Source organism: Rhodococcus sp. 14-1411-2a, assembly GCF_002259485.1.
In the GTDB taxonomy this organism is placed as follows: domain Bacteria; phylum Actinomycetota; class Actinomycetes; order Mycobacteriales; family Mycobacteriaceae; genus Rhodococcoides.
This window is the reverse complement of sequence record NZ_NPGA01000009.1, coordinates 340,320-355,310: the sequence shown is the minus strand read 5'-3', so window position 1 is coordinate 355,310 and position 14,991 is coordinate 340,320. Positions and strand designations below refer to the sequence as shown.

Genomic DNA, 14,991 nt, shown 5'->3' with positions numbered 1-14,991 from the left:
GATGGAGAGACAATGCCCCATCCCGACCGGGTACGTTGGCAGAGCATCGATTGGAAGGGCGCGACACGGGACATTCTCTTGGAGGGCAAACGAATCCGCTTGGTCGATCTGAATCCGAGCGGCAGCGACGAGGTGGTGATATTCCTCCACGGGATCGCGGCGAGTTGGCGTTGGTTCGTCGAGATCCTGCCGGAGGTGGCGCGGACGCATCGGGCGATCGCAGTCGATCTTCCGGGGTTCGGTGACTCGCAATTCTCGCGTGCCGGTGTCAGTTTCGAGGGCATGGCGCGTGCGGTGGCGGCGGTGTGCGATGCGCTCGAGGTACCGAGAGCGACCGTCGTCGGGCATTCGATGGGCTCCATCGTGGCCACCCGCCTGGCGATCGAGCGCCCCGATCTGGTCGAGCGACTCGTCATCACCGGTGGACCCATTCTGTCGCTCACCGGCCTGGCGAGAAGCCCGGTCAAGACCTTTCGCAACCAACCACGCTCGGTGGCAACGCTTCTGATGGAGCTGGTCACGATCGGTATGCCGCTTCCTGCACGCCTTGCCCGCAGAGTTGCACATTCGCCCACTGCGCTGTCTTTGGTGCTCGGGCCGTTCGTGGAGGCACCGCGACAGCTGGATCCGCAGGTGATGGAACAGGTCATGGCCAAACTGGGCGCAACCGGGTCGTTCCCTTCCCTGCTGTCGACTGTCGCGAGCGATCCCAGCGCCGATCTGCACCGCATCACGTGTCCGACGCGGATCATCAGGGGACCGGGAGACCCCCTGTCTCCGCTGTCCGACGTCGAGCGGTTCCTGAAGGCGGTTCCCGCTGCCTCGTCGGTCGATATCGAGGGAACAGGTCACTGGCCCCACATCGAGATGCCCGACCGGTTCCTCGAAGAACTCGAGCGATTTCTGAACGACCGGACGTGATGGATCCCGATACGGATGCGGGCGGTCCCCGATACAGTGCGCGCATGCACAAAGTACCTCGCGCGATTCGGGCCATGGGCATCAATGCGGTCCGTCTGTACAACCGCCTCGAAGTGTCCGTGGCGCAACCGGTTCCCGACGAGCCCGTGCTGTTCGTGTGCAATCACGGATTCGGCGGAGTGATCGATCTGAACGTCTTCGCGTTCTCGGCTGCGTACGACGATCTGAACCTGTCCAGGGAGATCATCGCGTTGACGCACCAGATCGCGTGGACACTGCGTGCCGGGAAATTGCTCGAGCCGTTCGGCGCGCGGCCGGCCGCGCGAGAGAACGCTCTCGACGCATTCGAGCAGGGACACAATGTTCTGGTCTTTCCCGGCGGCGACCTCGATGCACTGAAGTCGTGGCGGCACCGAAACGAAATCGTCTTCGCCGGACGCAGTGGTTACGCGCGTCTCGCGATGGAAGCCGGGGTGCCGATAGTTCCGGTCGTGACCGCGGGCGCGGGTGAGTCACTCCTCGTCCTCAGCAGTGGTCGTCGCATCGCCAAGGCGCTCCGATTGAACAAGACGGCATTTCGCGTCAAGACGCTGCCGCTGTCGGTATCCATTCCCTGGGGCGTGAATTTCGGGGTAGTCGGGTTGCTTCCGTATCTCCCGCTACCGACGAAGCTGCAGACGTCGGTTCTCGCGCCGATGCGTCCCGAGCCCGACGAGTCCGCAGAGGACTTCGCACATCGCGTTCACTCTGCGATGCAGGCTGAACTCGAAGAATTGACGAAGGATCGCCTGCCGGTGATCGGCTGAGCCGTCATCCCGGTCCTTCCCATCCGCACGCTTCACACGAGGCGTAGATGCGGCTGTTGGCCGGTCCCACCAGCGGTGAATCGACGACGTTCTCGCCCAACGTGACCTGGTCGCAGATGGGACACACCCCCCGATAGTCGAGGTTGAAACTGTAGGTGAGCACTTGGACTCGATCCTGTAGGTCATGTCGACGTGGGAGCGACAGTAGACCCCGAGCCCCTCGCCCGTCGATAGCAACGGAGTTCTGGTCCACGATGGTCGGCGCAGCGTGGACCGCATGGGAGGAACGCCGTAGTGTCGGTGTCACGCCGCTCGTCCAGCGCACACAATGGTTCAGCGAAACCGAACCGACCTGCGGATCGTAGGTCGAGAAGGTCGAGTCTCATGACCGACACACCTATCCACGACGAACTGCAGAACTTCTTGAAGATGAGCACGCGCGGTGGCGATCGGACGGTCGAACCCGTTGACGTATCGGTTCCCGTCGAGGTGCCTGTGCACGCCCGCGCGCGTCATCACAGAGCCTGAGGGTACGACCACCGCACGTCTGCCCTGTTTTTCCCGCGTTCGTTACGGCTGGGCTGCGGGGTCGATCGCTGCGTGCACTCCGCCGCTGTAAGACGTCGGAAGCTCGCGGCTGCACAGAGTTTCGGCCTCGTCGGCGGAGATCCCGAGCGCTCGGAGCACGCGCTGCGTCGTGTCGTCCACGGTTGTCGCTTCGTCGCGCTCGGGTTGGGCGAGCAGCAGTCGACCCATCGACAGCAGGGAGCCGGCCACGATGGCGAGTGCGACATCTGCGTCGTCCACATCGAATCGCCCTTGGGCGGCGGCCGATTCGATATCGCGGCGTGAACGCGGTGCCAGGCCGCCGGCTGCTGCGAATGCCGCAGCCTCGGAGTTGAGCAGAACGCGACTCAGTTCCGGCTCGAGGCGGAACAGTCGTCCGGACAATCGGAAGGACTGGGTGAATTTCTCGACGGGGTCGTCCAGGCCAACGGTGAGCGAGTCGAGGAAGTCGCCGGCGGATTCGAGGGCCGCGTCGATGGCCGCCTGCCACAGCTCTTCTTTGCTCTCGAAGTAATTGTAGAAAGATCCATTGCTGACCTCGGCGGCCTGGGTTATTTCCAGAACGGGCGCGTTGGTGTTTCCGCTCGCCAGGAACCCTTGTGCGGCCCGGACGAGAGCGGCTCTGGTGCGGGCCTTGCGGCGCTCGACACGGTTGCCTTCGGTCACGGTGTGCTCCTGCTCTGGAAGGTGGCGAGAGCAGCCTATCGCGACAAATATTGACGAATTCGTCAAAAATGCTTGACTGGGCGAGGTGCGGTGAGTGACGATATCGTCAATGTCTGACGAACGTCGTCGGATCCGTGGCCGCATCGAGGACTTGATGAGAACCGACGTGTCGATTCCCCAGTACCGCAGGAACATCTACTCCACCGACGCCATTCTCGATCCGTACCCGCACTACGCCAGGTTGCGGCAGCTGGGGTCGGTGGTGTGGCTCCCGGGTCAGCAGGTGTTCGCGATCCCTCGGTATGCCGAGTGCAAGGAAGTACTGCTCGACGACGAGACCTTCATCTCGGGTGACGGCGTCGCGCTCAACCCCATCGCCAACCGGCTCGGCCGGGGCACGACCCTCAACAGCGATGGCGACGATCATGCATCGAAGCGCGCGGTTCTGGCTCACCGCCTGACTCCGAGGGCGGTTCGGAAGATGACCACGGCAATTTCGGAGAAGGCGGAAAGCATCGTCGACGTCGCGTTGAGCAAACAGTTCGTCGACGGAGTCGACGAACTCGCGACGGCGCTGCCCATGTCGATCGTGCCTGACCTCGTCGGCTGGCCCGAGGATGGCCGCGAGGACCTTCTGCGATGGGCCGGAGCAACTTTCGACTCACTGGGGCCTGTCAATCGGCATTCCGCCACCGCGGTGAAGGCCGCCACCGAGATGCTGAGTTTCTCGAAGCGGGTGGTGCGCGAGCGGTCGGTCCTACCCGGAAGTATGGGCGAGGACGTGCTGATCGCCGCCGACGACAACCGACTCGAGAAGTCGGCGTGCCCAGCAATGATGATCGACTACCTCGGACCGTCACTCGATACCACCATCGGAGCTATTTCCGGCGCGCTGGACCTGTTCGCCCGGCATCCCGAGCAATGGCAGGCGATACGGCAGAACCCGGACCTGATTCCCAACGCCGTCAACGAGGTGGTCCGGTACGAGTCACCCATTCGAGCATTTTCTCGAAAGGCTGTGCGCGACGCCGATATCAGCGGATCGAGAATTCCCGCAGGAGCCCGTGTGCTGGTGATCTACGCGTCGGCGAACCGAGACGAGCGGGAATGGGACAACCCCGACGCCTTCGACATCACCCGCGATGCGGCTCGCCAACTCGGCTTCGGCTCGGGCACGCACGGCTGCGCCGGTCAAGGATTGGCGCGTCTCGAAGCGCAGACCATGCTCCGGGTGCTCGCGCGCCGGGTCGAACGAATCGTCTCGTCGGGAACACCGAAGAGGGCCGTCAACAACGTCATTCACCGATACGAACAACTCCCACTGAAACTGGTGGCTGCAGAGAGGACATCGCAATGAGAATCGACGTCGACTGGGATCGGTGCGAAGGGCACGGAATCTGTGCCGATCAAGCTCCCAAGGTTTTCAGCCTGGACGACGAGGGCGAGCTTCGCTACGCCTTCGAGGGCGGCGACATACCCGACGACCTCGCCTCCACGGCACGTTCGGCGATCGGAGCGTGTCCCGTGGCAGCTCTCCGAGAGAGCAAGTGAGCGCCACCGACCGTCGTATCGTCATCGTCGGAGACTCCATCGCCGGGTGCACCGCCGCCCGTGAGCTCCGTGCCCGCGGGCACCGGGGTTCGATCGTCATGATCGGTGCCGACGCCGACGGCTGCTACGCGAGACCGCCGTTGTCGAAGCATATGCTCAAAGGTGAAGCGGCCGAGGCCGAGACGTGGGACATGGCGGATCTCGACCTCACCTCGATCGTCGATCCGGCGGTGTCGTTGGATGCCACACGACGAATGGTCACAACGACTGCTGGAATCGACGTTCCCTACGACGCACTGATCGTGGCCACGGGAGCGTCCGCCCGGCGCATCGCCGGTCCGGATCAGTCGGGTGAGACGGTGCTGCGGACCTTCGCGGACGTCCGTGCCCTGCGTCCGGCACTGGACGAGGCCTCCACCGCGATCGTGGTGGGTGCAGGATTCCTCGGCATGGAGGTCGCCGGTGCCTGCGCTGCACGCGGGACAGCGGTGACCGTCGTCGATGTGGATCCACCGTTGCAACGGCTCCTGGGTTCCTTTCTGTCCGACGCGATAGTCGCGCGAGCCGAGGCTGCCTCGGTCGAGTTCGTTCGTGCGGACACCCCTGTCGCGTTGGTGGGTGATCCCGTCACGGGTATCGAGTTCGCAGATCGGACGCTGACTGCCGACCTCGTTGTCACCTGCGCCGGTGACGAGCCGCAGACCGGTTGGTTGGACAGTACCGGCATCGCGGACCGGATCGGGGTCGGAATCGACTACCGTTGCGCTACAGACATTCCCGGCATCTATGCGGCCGGGGATGTCGCATACTCGCGCACAGCGTCCCGTCGAGCACCGTTCTGGTCCAATGCCGTTGCGCAGGGCAAAGTCGCCGCAGCCTCCGCGCTCGGCATCGAACCGACCTGCGCACCCACCGACGACTACTTCTGGACCGAAATCCTGGGGCTGTCCATCAAAGTCGTCGGTCCTTTACCCCTGCAGGGAGATCCGACCGTTCTGGAGGGATCCGTCGACGACGGATCTGCCCTGCTGCAGTGGACTCACCAGGACGGCCGCACCACCATCGTCGCATTTGGCATCAAGAAGCCCGTCGGTCTGCTCCGGCGGTTGGCTCGCGAGAACACTCTCTCCACTACCTGAGGAACGTTTCATGGCTACTGGCTCCACACTTGTACGACGCCTTCCCGAGATTGTCGGAATAGGCCGTGCCGCAATCGGAATCGCTCATATGATCGCGCCCACTCGCGCCAACGAACTCCTCGCCGGTCCCGACGCGGCTGTGGCAACCACGCGTGCTGCCGCCCGGACCTTCGGAATCCGGGAGATCTACATCGGCGGCGGGCTGTTCGCGGCCACCAGGTATGCACCGAAGTTTGTGCGCCCCTTGCTGCGCGCCGGGGTGGCAGTCGATGTCTGGGATACCGGTGCCTTCGCTCTGACCGCGTATCTGCCTCAGCGGACGCGGGTGGCAGGCTGCGCCATCGCCGGAGGGTTCGCTATTGCCGGTGTCCTTGCCGACACTCAGCTCTGACGATCGAAGAGGGAGAGCCGCTCAGAACACCAGTGAACGCGCAGGCAGTCCGGCCACTCCTTCTCTGGCGAAAGCTGCCCATGTCCCACGTAGCCTGGCGGCCAATGCCGTCGGTGGTGTGTTGCCCGCCAACATGGGCGCGTCCGACCATGCCTCACCGAACAGCAGCGGCAACTCGATGCAGTGGCACGCCCCCAACGGGGCACCTTTCGGTGCCCAGTCGACGCGGTACGACGCGACCCGACCACCCGCGCCGTGCCACATCTTCACCATCGAATCCACACCGAACAGCAGGTTGGTGACGAGCCGGACCACCGGAGCGGTCAGTACCGAACTGACGACGCCGAACCTGTTGAGCCACAGCATGCCAGTCACGATGTCCACGAACGGGGCGGCGTCGTCCCTGGTGTGACCGATCAGCAGTTCGACGCGAGTGGCAGTGTCACGTAGGGCAGCGTCGGGGTCACCGGAGAGGGGCTCGAGGTGCGCAACCGGCCCGAACGGCATTCCGCCCGCGGCACCGAACCTGCGCACCGCCTGTGTCACGGCACGCTCGGCATCGAGCACCTCCGACGCAGGTGCGGTGGCCGGGTCCGTGGAGAACCGAGCTGCGAAAGCCTTTCGTGCCGTGCTGTAGAGAGCCGAACGGCCCGATCGCAATCCGAGTGGTGCGCTCTGCACGATGGCTCTGGTGAACAGCCCTGCGGCCGCTTCGCATGCCATCAGCGAGAGGATGGCATCGCCGCCCGCGGACTGACCGAACAGGGTCACGTTGGTGGGATCACCGCCGAATCGAGCGATGTTGGTCGACACCCAGTGCAGTGCGGCAATCTGATCCTGAACACCGATGTTGCTGTCCCCCGTGTCCTTCGGGGTCAGGTAGCCGAAACCGCCGAGACGGAAGGTGACGCTGACGACCACCACACCCTCCCGGACGAGGTGGTCTGCGTCGTACTTCTCGGCCTCGCCGCCGCCGGAGACGTAGCCGCCACCGTGCAGCCACACCATGACCGGAAGTCCCTCGGCCGCAACGGGAGCGGTCACCGACAGCACGAGACAGTCCTCGCTCTGGTCGAGTGTGTCGACAATCGGACCGGTGACGTTGTCGAGCCGGGACGGAATCTGAATGCAGGCCGGGCCACGGCGGGTGGCGTCGCGCATTTTCCCCGGGGTGTTCACCGGTTGTGGCTTCCGAAAGCGCGTGGCGGTGGCGTAGGGAATTCCCCGTGCGTGGATCAAACCGTCGGCCTCGATCACGTCGAGGTCTCCGCTGGTCGTTCCGGTGATCGTTTGCCGCGTCGACGCGGCCGTTGTCTGGTCGTTCAATTCAAGCCCCCTGTGTCGAACAGCGTGAGCATATCGTTTGCCCGTGGCGTCATAATCGGACCATGCGGTCCAAGCAGAAGATTCTCGACGCCACGCTCAGGTTGATCGCCGAGTCCGGCTTCGAGGGCGTCACGATCGCGGCGGTGGCTCGTGCTGCTGGTGTCACGCGTCAGACGGTGTACTCGATCGTCACCACCCGCGAGGACATGATCTCCGAGGCCATGATCGGACTGGTCGTCGATGTCATGGGTGGGATACGGGACAAGGCCGATCAGGCCGAGACTCCGACGCAGTTCATCGTCGAGACGATCGTCGCCGCACGCCATCTCATTCGGCGCGAACCGGTTCTGAATTCGTTGCTGCGCTCGGGCAACGCGAATCCACTGTTCGACGCGGACATGATGGAGCGTGCGCTACCGGTGGTTCGTCAGTTCCTGGACGGATACGTCGAGCGCAATCCAGGATTCGATTCCGCGCAGTTCGACGGTATCGATGGAGTCCTCGTGCGGGTGGCGCTGTCGGTCATCCTGTTCGACGACCCCTCCATTCACGAGGACGACGGTCTGCGTCGGTACCTCGAGCGGTGGTTGATTCCCGTTCTGCCGTTTGCTCAGCCTCCAAAACTTGACACCTGAGGACACATCTGTCTAGTTTTGCACGGCGCGCGTGTGATTTGAGTCTTGATGCGTGCTGTCCGCAACCCTGGGGGGAACGTGTCGAATCTGAATCGTCGGTCATTTCTGGGCGCAACTGCAGTTGCCGGCCTGGCCGCAGTCGCGGGTACCGGGGTGGCCCGGGCGGGGGTCAGAACTCGCATTCCGCTCACCCGGGAAGACCATCGGGTGGTCGTGATCGGCTCCGGATTCGGCGGTGGCGTCGCAGCGTTGCGGCTGGCCGAGGCCGGCATTCCCGTTTTGGTGCTCGAGCGCGGAAGACGTTGGCCCACAGGGCCGAATGCAGATACCTTCCCCAATGCGACCGCGCCGGACAAGAGGATGCTGTGGTACGGCTCCAGCCCCAACCTGTTCGGTAGGCCGGTTCCGTTCGATCCGTACGTCGGACTGCTCGAGGCCGTTCCCGGAGACAACATGACCGCGCTGTGCGCCGCGGGTGTGGGCGGTGGATCCCTGATCTATCAGGGGATGAGCTTGCAGCCGTCGCGGGCGGTGTTCGAGGCACACTTTCCGGCCGAGCTCGACTGGACGAGGTTGAACGCAGTCCACTACCCCCGCGTCGCGCGAATGCTGCAGCTCGCGCAGGCCCCCGATGAGTTGATCGACACTCCCAATTACCGAGCGGCGCGGGTGTTTGCGGACAGTGCGCGGCGGGCGGGACTGCCGGTGTCGAAGATTCCGATGCCGATCGACTGGAACTATGCCCTCGACGAGACCCGCGGGGTGATGACGCCGTCGTACACCAACGGGACCGGTGCGTTCGGAGTGAACAACGGCGGCAAGCATTCTGTCGACGTCACCTACATTGCGGCCGCCGAGGCGACCGGCCTGGCCACCGTGGCGACGCAGCACAACGTCACGCATGTCGAGCGCGCCGCCGACGGCCGCTGGATCGTCCACGTGGACCGAATCGATTCCGACGGAACGGTGTTGGAGAACAAGATCCTCACCACCGGTGCACTGATCATGGCCGCGGGAAGCCTGAACACCACCAAGATGCTCGTTCGCGCGAGCGCCACCGGGGCCGTTCCCGATCTGCCGGACGAACTCGGGCAGGGCTGGGGCACCAACGCCGATCGCATCTACGTGTGGTCGAGCGTCGAGCAGAATTTCGGTACACCGCAGGGTGGTCCGGTGGTGTTCGGCAGCTTGAACTGGGACGACCCGCGCACTGCCCACACCGTCATCCAGGCATCGATACCGCCACTGGGAGTCGATGCCCGCAGCACCATGCTGGTCGGATACGGAGTCAGCAACGGCCGTGGTCACTTCGGCTACGACTCCGCACGAGATCAGGCCCAGCTGCATTGGCCGGCCAACGGCGACTCCGTCATTCAGGAGGGTTCCATCGACCCGACGGTTCGCCGGATCGCCGGTACCGGCAGCATTCTCACCGACACCAATGCGCTGTTCCCGTCCACCTGGCATCCGTTGGGCGGGGCCAACATCGGCCCGGTGTGCGACCTCGACGGCCGCGTTCACGGCCAACGCGGACTGTACGTTCTCGACGGTGCGCTGATGCCCGGAAACACCGCGGCCTGCAACCCGTCCATGACCATCGCTGCGCTCGCTGAACGAGCTCTGGACAACATCGTCGCCCGCGACCTCGGCACCGTCATCTGACACCCGGAAGAAAGAGACCATGCACCCGTATCGCGCCATGCGCTTTCGACTGATCGCCGACCGCTGGCGATGGCGGGCGATGCGAGAGTTCCTTCGGCGCAACCGCATCGATGCCGCTCTGAGCGTCGAGCAACGGGTGAACGACTATCTCGCCGTTGCCGACGCCTTCGGCCTCACCTGGCCACGAGACGAGACGCGTCTGCACGCACTCCTTCTCGGTTTCGGAGAGTCCGATCCCTCGGCGGTGAGCGGATCGATCAGAGAGAATGCAGCGTCGATGACGCTCTGCTCGGTCGTACCCTTGCGGGCCCGTGCTACCGATTAGGGACGCCTCCCACCGGCGACACGCATCGCGTCGGATCCGGGCTGTCATCGACTCGGGTGGTCCGACCATCGTCTTTCAACCGATCGTTCGCGCGCTCGACGGCGCGATCGAGGGATACGAGGCTCTGTCGCGTTTTCCGGACGGCGGAGGCACAACCGAGAGCTGGTTTGCCGAATCCGTGCACTGTGGACTCGGGGCAGCTCTCGACACGTCTGCTGTCATGAATGCGCTGAAGGAGTCCGCTCAGCTCCCGCGCGGATCGTTTCTCGCCGTCAATCTCTGTGCCGCAACACTAGTGGCCGACTTCGGGTTGGTGGGCCACCTCGTGGAATTCGGACAACGACGGCACCTGATCGTGGAGATCACCGAGCACGCCACCATCGACTACGAGGTGGGGGTGCTGGCGGCATTGGCCGAACTCAGACGCGGCGGCGTCGACATCGCCGTCGACGATGTGGGCTCGGGCTATGCGGGGCTGCGGCGACTGGTGCTGCTCGAACCCGACGTCATCAAGCTCGACGCGTTCGTTGTGCACGAGATGGGCACGAATCCGACCAAAACAGCGGTGGCCGAACTCATCCTGGAGTTTGCACGAAAAACCAATGCTCGCTGCGTGTTCGAGGGTATCGAGACAGACGACGATCTCCACGCCGCAACATCGATCGGAGCCGATCTGCTGCAGGGCTATCGGCTGGGTCGCCCTGCAGCGGTGGATCGGTTCACTACAGACTGAGGCCCCCGAGGTGCTCGGCAAGAAAGCTCTCCACCTCACGGTAGTAGCGAATACTGTTCTCCGGATTGACGAACCCGTGGCCCTCGTCGTCGAACACGAGGTAGTCGACGTCGACGCCACGCGACCTCAGGCGCTCGACGACATTGTCCGATTCTGCCTTGACGACCCGAGGATCGTTGGCACCCTGCGCAATCAGCAGAGGCGCGCGTATCGCGTCGGGCTTCGAGATCGGTGACCGTGCCAGCATGTCGGCCAGCTGATCGGAATCGGCGGGGTCGCCGACGAAGCGGTGCCAGCTGTTGATGATTCCCGGACCGATGAAGGCCGGTTGGGTCCGCATGAAGTTCGACAGGTCCGAGATGCCGACGCAGTCGATCGCCGCGGCAAACGTGTCGGGAGTGAACGATGCGCCCACCAGCGCCGCATAGCCGCCGTAGGAACCACCCATGATCGCCACTCGCTCGCGGTCGGCGTACCCAGCCTCGATCGCCCAGTCCACCGCATCGATCAGATCGTCGTGCATCGCGCCCGCAAATTCACCGACCCCGGCGTTCGTGTGCGCTGTGCCGTATCCAACCGATCCGCGAAAGTTGACCTGCAACACCGCATACCCGCGATTCGCCAACATCTGCGCGATGGGATCGAATTTCCACGAATCCCGATACCAGGGACCGCCGTGCACCACCAGAACCATCGGTAGACCCTTGGGTTCCACGCCCACCGGAAGCGTGAGATACGACGGCAGAGTCAGACCGTCACGCGCCCGAATGTTCACCGCCACCATCGGGGCCATGTTCTCGGGATCCAGATGTGGATAGGGGCGCAACAGTTGGCGACTCGATCCGGTGGCGTGATCGTAGTAGTAGGTGACGGACGGGTCGCGGTCGTGGACGAAGCTGACGATCCACTTCTGACCGGTGTCATCGGAGGACAGTGCTCCGATGTCACCGTCGGACAGTTGCTCGAGATTCTTCAGGATTTCCGCGAAACCCGGTTCCAGTGCATGGATCACCTGGCGTTCGCCGAGGTAGCGAACACCGATGAGCTCGCCGGTTGCACTGTCGCAGATCAGCGGTGGCGAGGTCTGCTCGACGGCTCGTCGCGCACCGTCGAGTTCGAGTGTCGGGTGACTGTCGACGACGGTCTCCTCGCCGGTTTCGAGGTCGAGGCGGATCAGATAGGCCAAGTCGCGCCCTCGGTTGGAACCGAGCCACATGCCGGTACCGTCCGCGGTGATCTGCATCGGACTGATGCCCAGCGGGTAGTCGGTGCCGTCGCACGACGCCACCGTGGTTTCTGCGCCGGATTCGTCCAACCGCGTGATGTCGATGGTGCCGGCCGTGGTCATCGCGGTGGCGAACACCTGGCCGTCGGTACCGAGCATCGGATACCGGCCGACGCCGGGGCTCTGCCGGATCATCGTCAGTTCACCTGTGGCGATCTCGATTTCGTACAGGTCGAACTCGGCGAGGGTCCTGGCGTTGATCAGGACGGTGTACACCCCGGCCCTGCCCCGCACGGGTTCGATGGCCACCGCGCGGGAACCGGGGAACGGCGTCAGATCGACTGCCGCGGCATCGGGATCCTCCAGGTCGACGCGGAACACGTGGTGGTTCTCGTCACCGCCGGTGTCCTGCAGATACAGCAGCCAGCGGGGGTCATCCGTCCACTGAAAATCGTGCACACTGCGCGTCTCGTCCGCGGTGACGCAGCGTGGCTCGCTGCCGGGCGACAGGTCCTCGATCCACACGTTCAGACGGTTCTTCCACGGCGTGAGAAACGCCATCCTGCTGCCGTCCGGTGAAATCGTGGCACCGGAGCGAACAGGTGGGCCGAAGAAGTCCTCGACCGAGATCAGTGGGGGTGCAGTCATGATTCGTCCTTTCGTTCGGCTGCTACAGAGCGCAGCGGGCGTCGGCCGGTGGGGATTGGAGGTCGACGAGGTAGTTCGCGACGATGGCGTTGACGCAGGGGCTCGTTGCACCGAACGCCACGGTGTGTTGTTCGCCGTCGACGGTGAGCAGCGAGCCGCCCAAGGTATTCGCCAGGTTGACGCCTCCCTCGTACGGGGTGGACGGGTCGCCGGTCACCGAGATGGTCAGGGTGTCGGGGAGTCCGTCGACGTCGGTGGCGTACGGGATGTCGAGAGTCGGCTCTGCAGGCCAGAATTCGCAGGGGTCGCGTGCGCCCTCCGGTCCGAGGCCTGCGTCGGTGAACGGTGCTATCTCTTGGATCTGCCTCTTGAGGTCCACTTCTTGTTCTGCGGTGTTGCGCTGCTCGTCCATGCAGTTGATCGCGTACAGCGCCTCGGGGAAGTTTGGGAAGGTGCCGTCGGCGTCCCGTCCGCCGAAGATGTCGTTGACCTTCAGAAGCGTATCGGCCTGTCCTGCTTGCAGTTCGGCGATTCCCTCGGTGATGACGGGCCATGCCGTGGAGTCGTAGAGCCCAGCGATCACGGCACCGTACGCGGCGTCGAAGTCCATGATGCGGCCATCGCCGGTGACGATCGGTTTGTCGATCAGCGGTCTGACGATCTGCTGGAAATTCTCGACAGCCTGGCTCGGATCGGTGCCCAGCGGGCAGTCCGGGGCGCTCGCGCATGCCGCCGCCATGTCGTCGAATGCTTTCTGGAAGTTGGTGTATTGATAGATCCTGCGTTCTGCGGTGCCCTGCCCCGGATCTATTCCGCCGTCGAGAACCATCGCGCGTACGTTCTCGGGGAACATCTCCGCGTAGACCGCACCGAGGCGTGTCCCGTAGCTCTGACCGAGGTAGCTCAGGGTGTCATCGCCGAGCACGGCCCGGAGAATGTCCATGTCGCGGGCAGCGTCGCGGGTGCCGACGTGTTCGAGCACGTCGTCGCCCCCTGATCGTTGTGAGCACTGGCTCACCAGCTGCCGTGCACCGTCCTCGGTGAGGGTTCTCGAGCCGGTGAGGACGGTGGTGTAGGCCTGTCCTGCCTCGTATTTCTCATCGGTGAAGCAGTCGATGGCCGGGGTGGACGCACCGACGCCGCGGGGATCGAATCCGATCAGATCGAATTTTTCGGTCAGCGGGCTCTGCGCCCACGTCGCCGTCGCACCTGACGCCGCCATGCTCAATCCAGGCCCGCCCGGTCCGCCGGAGTTGAGCAGGAGCGAGCCCACTTTCTCGCCTCGGGCGGGTGCTTTCAGCAGCGCGATCTGCGCCGTGCGCCCATCCGGGTTCTCGTAGTCGAGTGGCACGTCCACGCGGGCGCATTCGAATCTGGGATCGCTGGCGAACAGTTGCTCGTCGGTTGTGGTGGTGGCGTAGCCTTCACACGGCTCGAATGCCACGCTCTGGTCGTAGAACTGCTGCAGATCGGCCGACGGCTCGGAGTCTGCGTCCGGTTCCGGCGGCGACTGGCTGCAGGCACCGAGCAGCAGCATCGACGCTGACGCTGCAGCGAAGAGTTTCGCTCTCCTGTTGGCGAATAGGGGCATGGTCGGTCGACTCCTGTCGAATTGCGTTGTGATGACGTTCTATTCGGGATCGGTGGCGTTGAATGCCGCCACCTGTCGCAGCACCTCGCGTTGGGCGGGGTTGTACAGGTCTTCCACGGCGACGGAGAGTGCGCGAGTCACCCGTTGTCTGTCGCCGTCGGTGTCGGCGAACAATGCCGGGAAACGAGCCGCCAGCTGACGAACATGCGGGGCCATTCGTTCCGCCAGATCCCTGGTGGTGGCGCTGTCGGCGTCGGCCGGGAGGTCGTCGAACTCCGGGTCTGTGGGCAGCTGCGGAGTGGACCGAAGTAGGTCGCAGTAGGCGTCGAGGGCCGTCGGGCTCAGTACCGTGCTGGCGAAGGTGATGAATTGTCGGTCTGCTGTTGTCAGATGTGCTGCAGCGGCACCGAGTTCGGGTGGCAGATCGGTCGGAAGGGATTCGTGGAGAAGCATCGCGATCTCCAACCGTGCTCGCTGCAGACGCTCGATCGTTGCGCCGAGTTCGGCATCCAGGGTGCGTAGCGCCTGTTCCGGATGGTCGCGCCCATCACCCTGAGCTGCAATGTCGGCCAACGAGAATCCCAGGTCGGTCAGGCGTTTGATCTGCATCAGCCGTACGAGATGTGTGACGCCGTACTGCTTGTAGCCGTTCGAGGCACGCTCGGGCTCATCGAGTAGTCCGACATCGTGGTAGTGCCGCACCGACTTCAGGGTGGTGCCGGCGAGATCGGCGATCTGCCGAGTGCTCCAGCCCATGTCGCTCTCCTCCGGTTCGATCAGGTCGGAATCAGTGTCGACTGTGACC

The 14,991-nt window shown here is 64.1% G+C and carries 17 protein-coding genes; 11 read left to right on the top strand and 6 right to left on the bottom strand.

Annotation, left to right across the window (positions count from 1 at the left end; all coding sequences use genetic code 11):
- Positions 1-12 precede the first annotated feature (12 nt).
- Together CH291_RS07235 and CH291_RS07230 are read left to right on the top strand one after the other, a co-directional pair.
- Entirely contained in the window at positions 13-921 is a 909-nt protein-coding gene (locus CH291_RS07235; RefSeq protein WP_094687052.1) for an alpha/beta fold hydrolase, read from the top strand.
- Positions 922-965: 44 nt separating this feature from the next.
- A complete protein-coding gene (locus CH291_RS07230) occupies positions 966-1,727 on the top strand; it encodes a lysophospholipid acyltransferase family protein (RefSeq protein ID WP_094687150.1) in 762 nt (253 codons plus the stop codon).
- Positions 1,728-1,731: 4 nt separating this feature from the next.
- On the opposite strand, the gene CH291_RS26720 is transcribed toward CH291_RS07230, so the two are convergent.
- Complete coding sequence (locus tag CH291_RS26720; protein ID WP_156516151.1) at positions 1,732-1,890, bottom strand: hypothetical protein; 159 nt, start codon at positions 1,888-1,890, stop codon at positions 1,732-1,734.
- A gap of 221 nt (positions 1,891-2,111) precedes the next feature.
- Between CH291_RS26720 and CH291_RS26715 the strand changes: the two genes are divergently transcribed.
- On the top strand, positions 2,112-2,255 hold the full coding sequence (locus tag CH291_RS26715; protein WP_179276466.1) for a hypothetical protein: 144 nt from the start codon (positions 2,112-2,114) through the stop codon (positions 2,253-2,255).
- 42 nt (positions 2,256-2,297) lie between these two features.
- Here CH291_RS26715 and CH291_RS07225 read toward each other — a convergent pair whose 3' ends face one another.
- Positions 2,298-2,960, bottom strand: coding sequence for a TetR/AcrR family transcriptional regulator (locus CH291_RS07225; RefSeq protein ID WP_094687051.1), 663 nt, complete (start codon positions 2,958-2,960; stop codon positions 2,298-2,300).
- Positions 2,961-3,114: 154 nt separating this feature from the next.
- On the opposite strand from CH291_RS07225, the gene CH291_RS07220 reads away from it, so the two are divergent.
- The 4 genes from CH291_RS07220 to CH291_RS07205 all read left to right on the top strand — a co-directional run bounded on the left by CH291_RS07220 (position 3,115) and on the right by CH291_RS07205 (position 6,041).
- Complete coding sequence (locus CH291_RS07220; protein WP_094687149.1) at positions 3,115-4,317, top strand: cytochrome P450; 1,203 nt, start codon at positions 3,115-3,117, stop codon at positions 4,315-4,317.
- Complete coding sequence (locus CH291_RS07215; protein WP_068049336.1) at positions 4,314-4,511, top strand: ferredoxin; 198 nt, start codon at positions 4,314-4,316, stop codon at positions 4,509-4,511. The genes CH291_RS07220 and CH291_RS07215 overlap by 4 nt, the downstream gene beginning before the upstream one ends.
- A complete protein-coding gene (locus tag CH291_RS07210; RefSeq protein WP_094687050.1) occupies positions 4,508-5,650 on the top strand; it encodes an NAD(P)/FAD-dependent oxidoreductase in 1,143 nt (380 codons plus the stop codon). The genes CH291_RS07215 and CH291_RS07210 overlap by 4 nt, the downstream gene beginning before the upstream one ends.
- Positions 5,651-5,738: 88 nt before the next feature.
- Positions 5,739-6,041, top strand: coding sequence for a hypothetical protein (locus tag CH291_RS07205; protein ID WP_256980760.1), 303 nt, complete (start codon positions 5,739-5,741; stop codon positions 6,039-6,041).
- A 21-nt stretch (positions 6,042-6,062) separates the two neighbouring features.
- Here the strand turns inward: CH291_RS07205 and CH291_RS07200 are convergent, their stop codons facing one another.
- Positions 6,063-7,367 carry a carboxylesterase family protein gene (locus tag CH291_RS07200; protein WP_256980759.1) on the bottom strand — a complete coding sequence of 435 codons (1,305 nt, stop codon included), beginning with the start codon at positions 7,365-7,367 and terminating at the stop codon, positions 6,063-6,065.
- Between the two features lie 62 nt (positions 7,368-7,429).
- On the opposite strand from CH291_RS07200, the gene CH291_RS07195 reads away from it, so the two are divergent.
- From CH291_RS07195 to CH291_RS07180, 4 genes are all read left to right on the top strand, one after another.
- Positions 7,430-8,002 carry a TetR/AcrR family transcriptional regulator gene (locus CH291_RS07195; protein WP_094687048.1) on the top strand — a complete coding sequence of 191 codons (573 nt, stop codon included), beginning with the start codon at positions 7,430-7,432 and terminating at the stop codon, positions 8,000-8,002.
- A gap of 78 nt (positions 8,003-8,080) precedes the next feature.
- Positions 8,081-9,664 (top strand): GMC oxidoreductase, encoded by a 1,584-nt coding sequence (locus tag CH291_RS07190; protein WP_094687047.1) that lies wholly within the window; start codon positions 8,081-8,083, stop codon positions 9,662-9,664.
- A 19-nt stretch (positions 9,665-9,683) separates the two neighbouring features.
- A complete protein-coding gene (locus tag CH291_RS07185) occupies positions 9,684-9,989 on the top strand; it encodes a hypothetical protein (protein WP_094671144.1) in 306 nt (101 codons plus the stop codon).
- Positions 9,976-10,722, top strand: a complete 747-nt coding sequence (locus tag CH291_RS07180) for an EAL domain-containing protein (protein ID WP_094687046.1) — start codon at positions 9,976-9,978, stop codon at positions 10,720-10,722. Before CH291_RS07185 ends, CH291_RS07180 begins: the two co-directional genes overlap by 14 nt.
- Here the strand turns inward: CH291_RS07180 and CH291_RS07175 are convergent.
- From CH291_RS07175 to CH291_RS07165, 3 genes are read right to left on the bottom strand one after another with little or no spacing between them, the layout of a single operon-like run.
- On the bottom strand, positions 10,712-12,595 hold the full coding sequence (locus tag CH291_RS07175) for a S9 family peptidase (RefSeq protein WP_094687045.1): 1,884 nt from the start codon (positions 12,593-12,595) through the stop codon (positions 10,712-10,714). The two genes, CH291_RS07180 and CH291_RS07175, sit on opposite strands and share 11 nt — an antisense overlap.
- A gap of 22 nt (positions 12,596-12,617) precedes the next feature.
- On the bottom strand, positions 12,618-14,186 hold the full coding sequence (locus CH291_RS07170; protein WP_218829015.1) for an alpha/beta hydrolase: 1,569 nt from the start codon (positions 14,184-14,186) through the stop codon (positions 12,618-12,620).
- A gap of 39 nt (positions 14,187-14,225) precedes the next feature.
- Positions 14,226-14,942, bottom strand: coding sequence for a MerR family transcriptional regulator (locus CH291_RS07165; protein ID WP_094687044.1), 717 nt, complete (start codon positions 14,940-14,942; stop codon positions 14,226-14,228).
- Positions 14,943-14,991 lie beyond the last annotated feature (49 nt).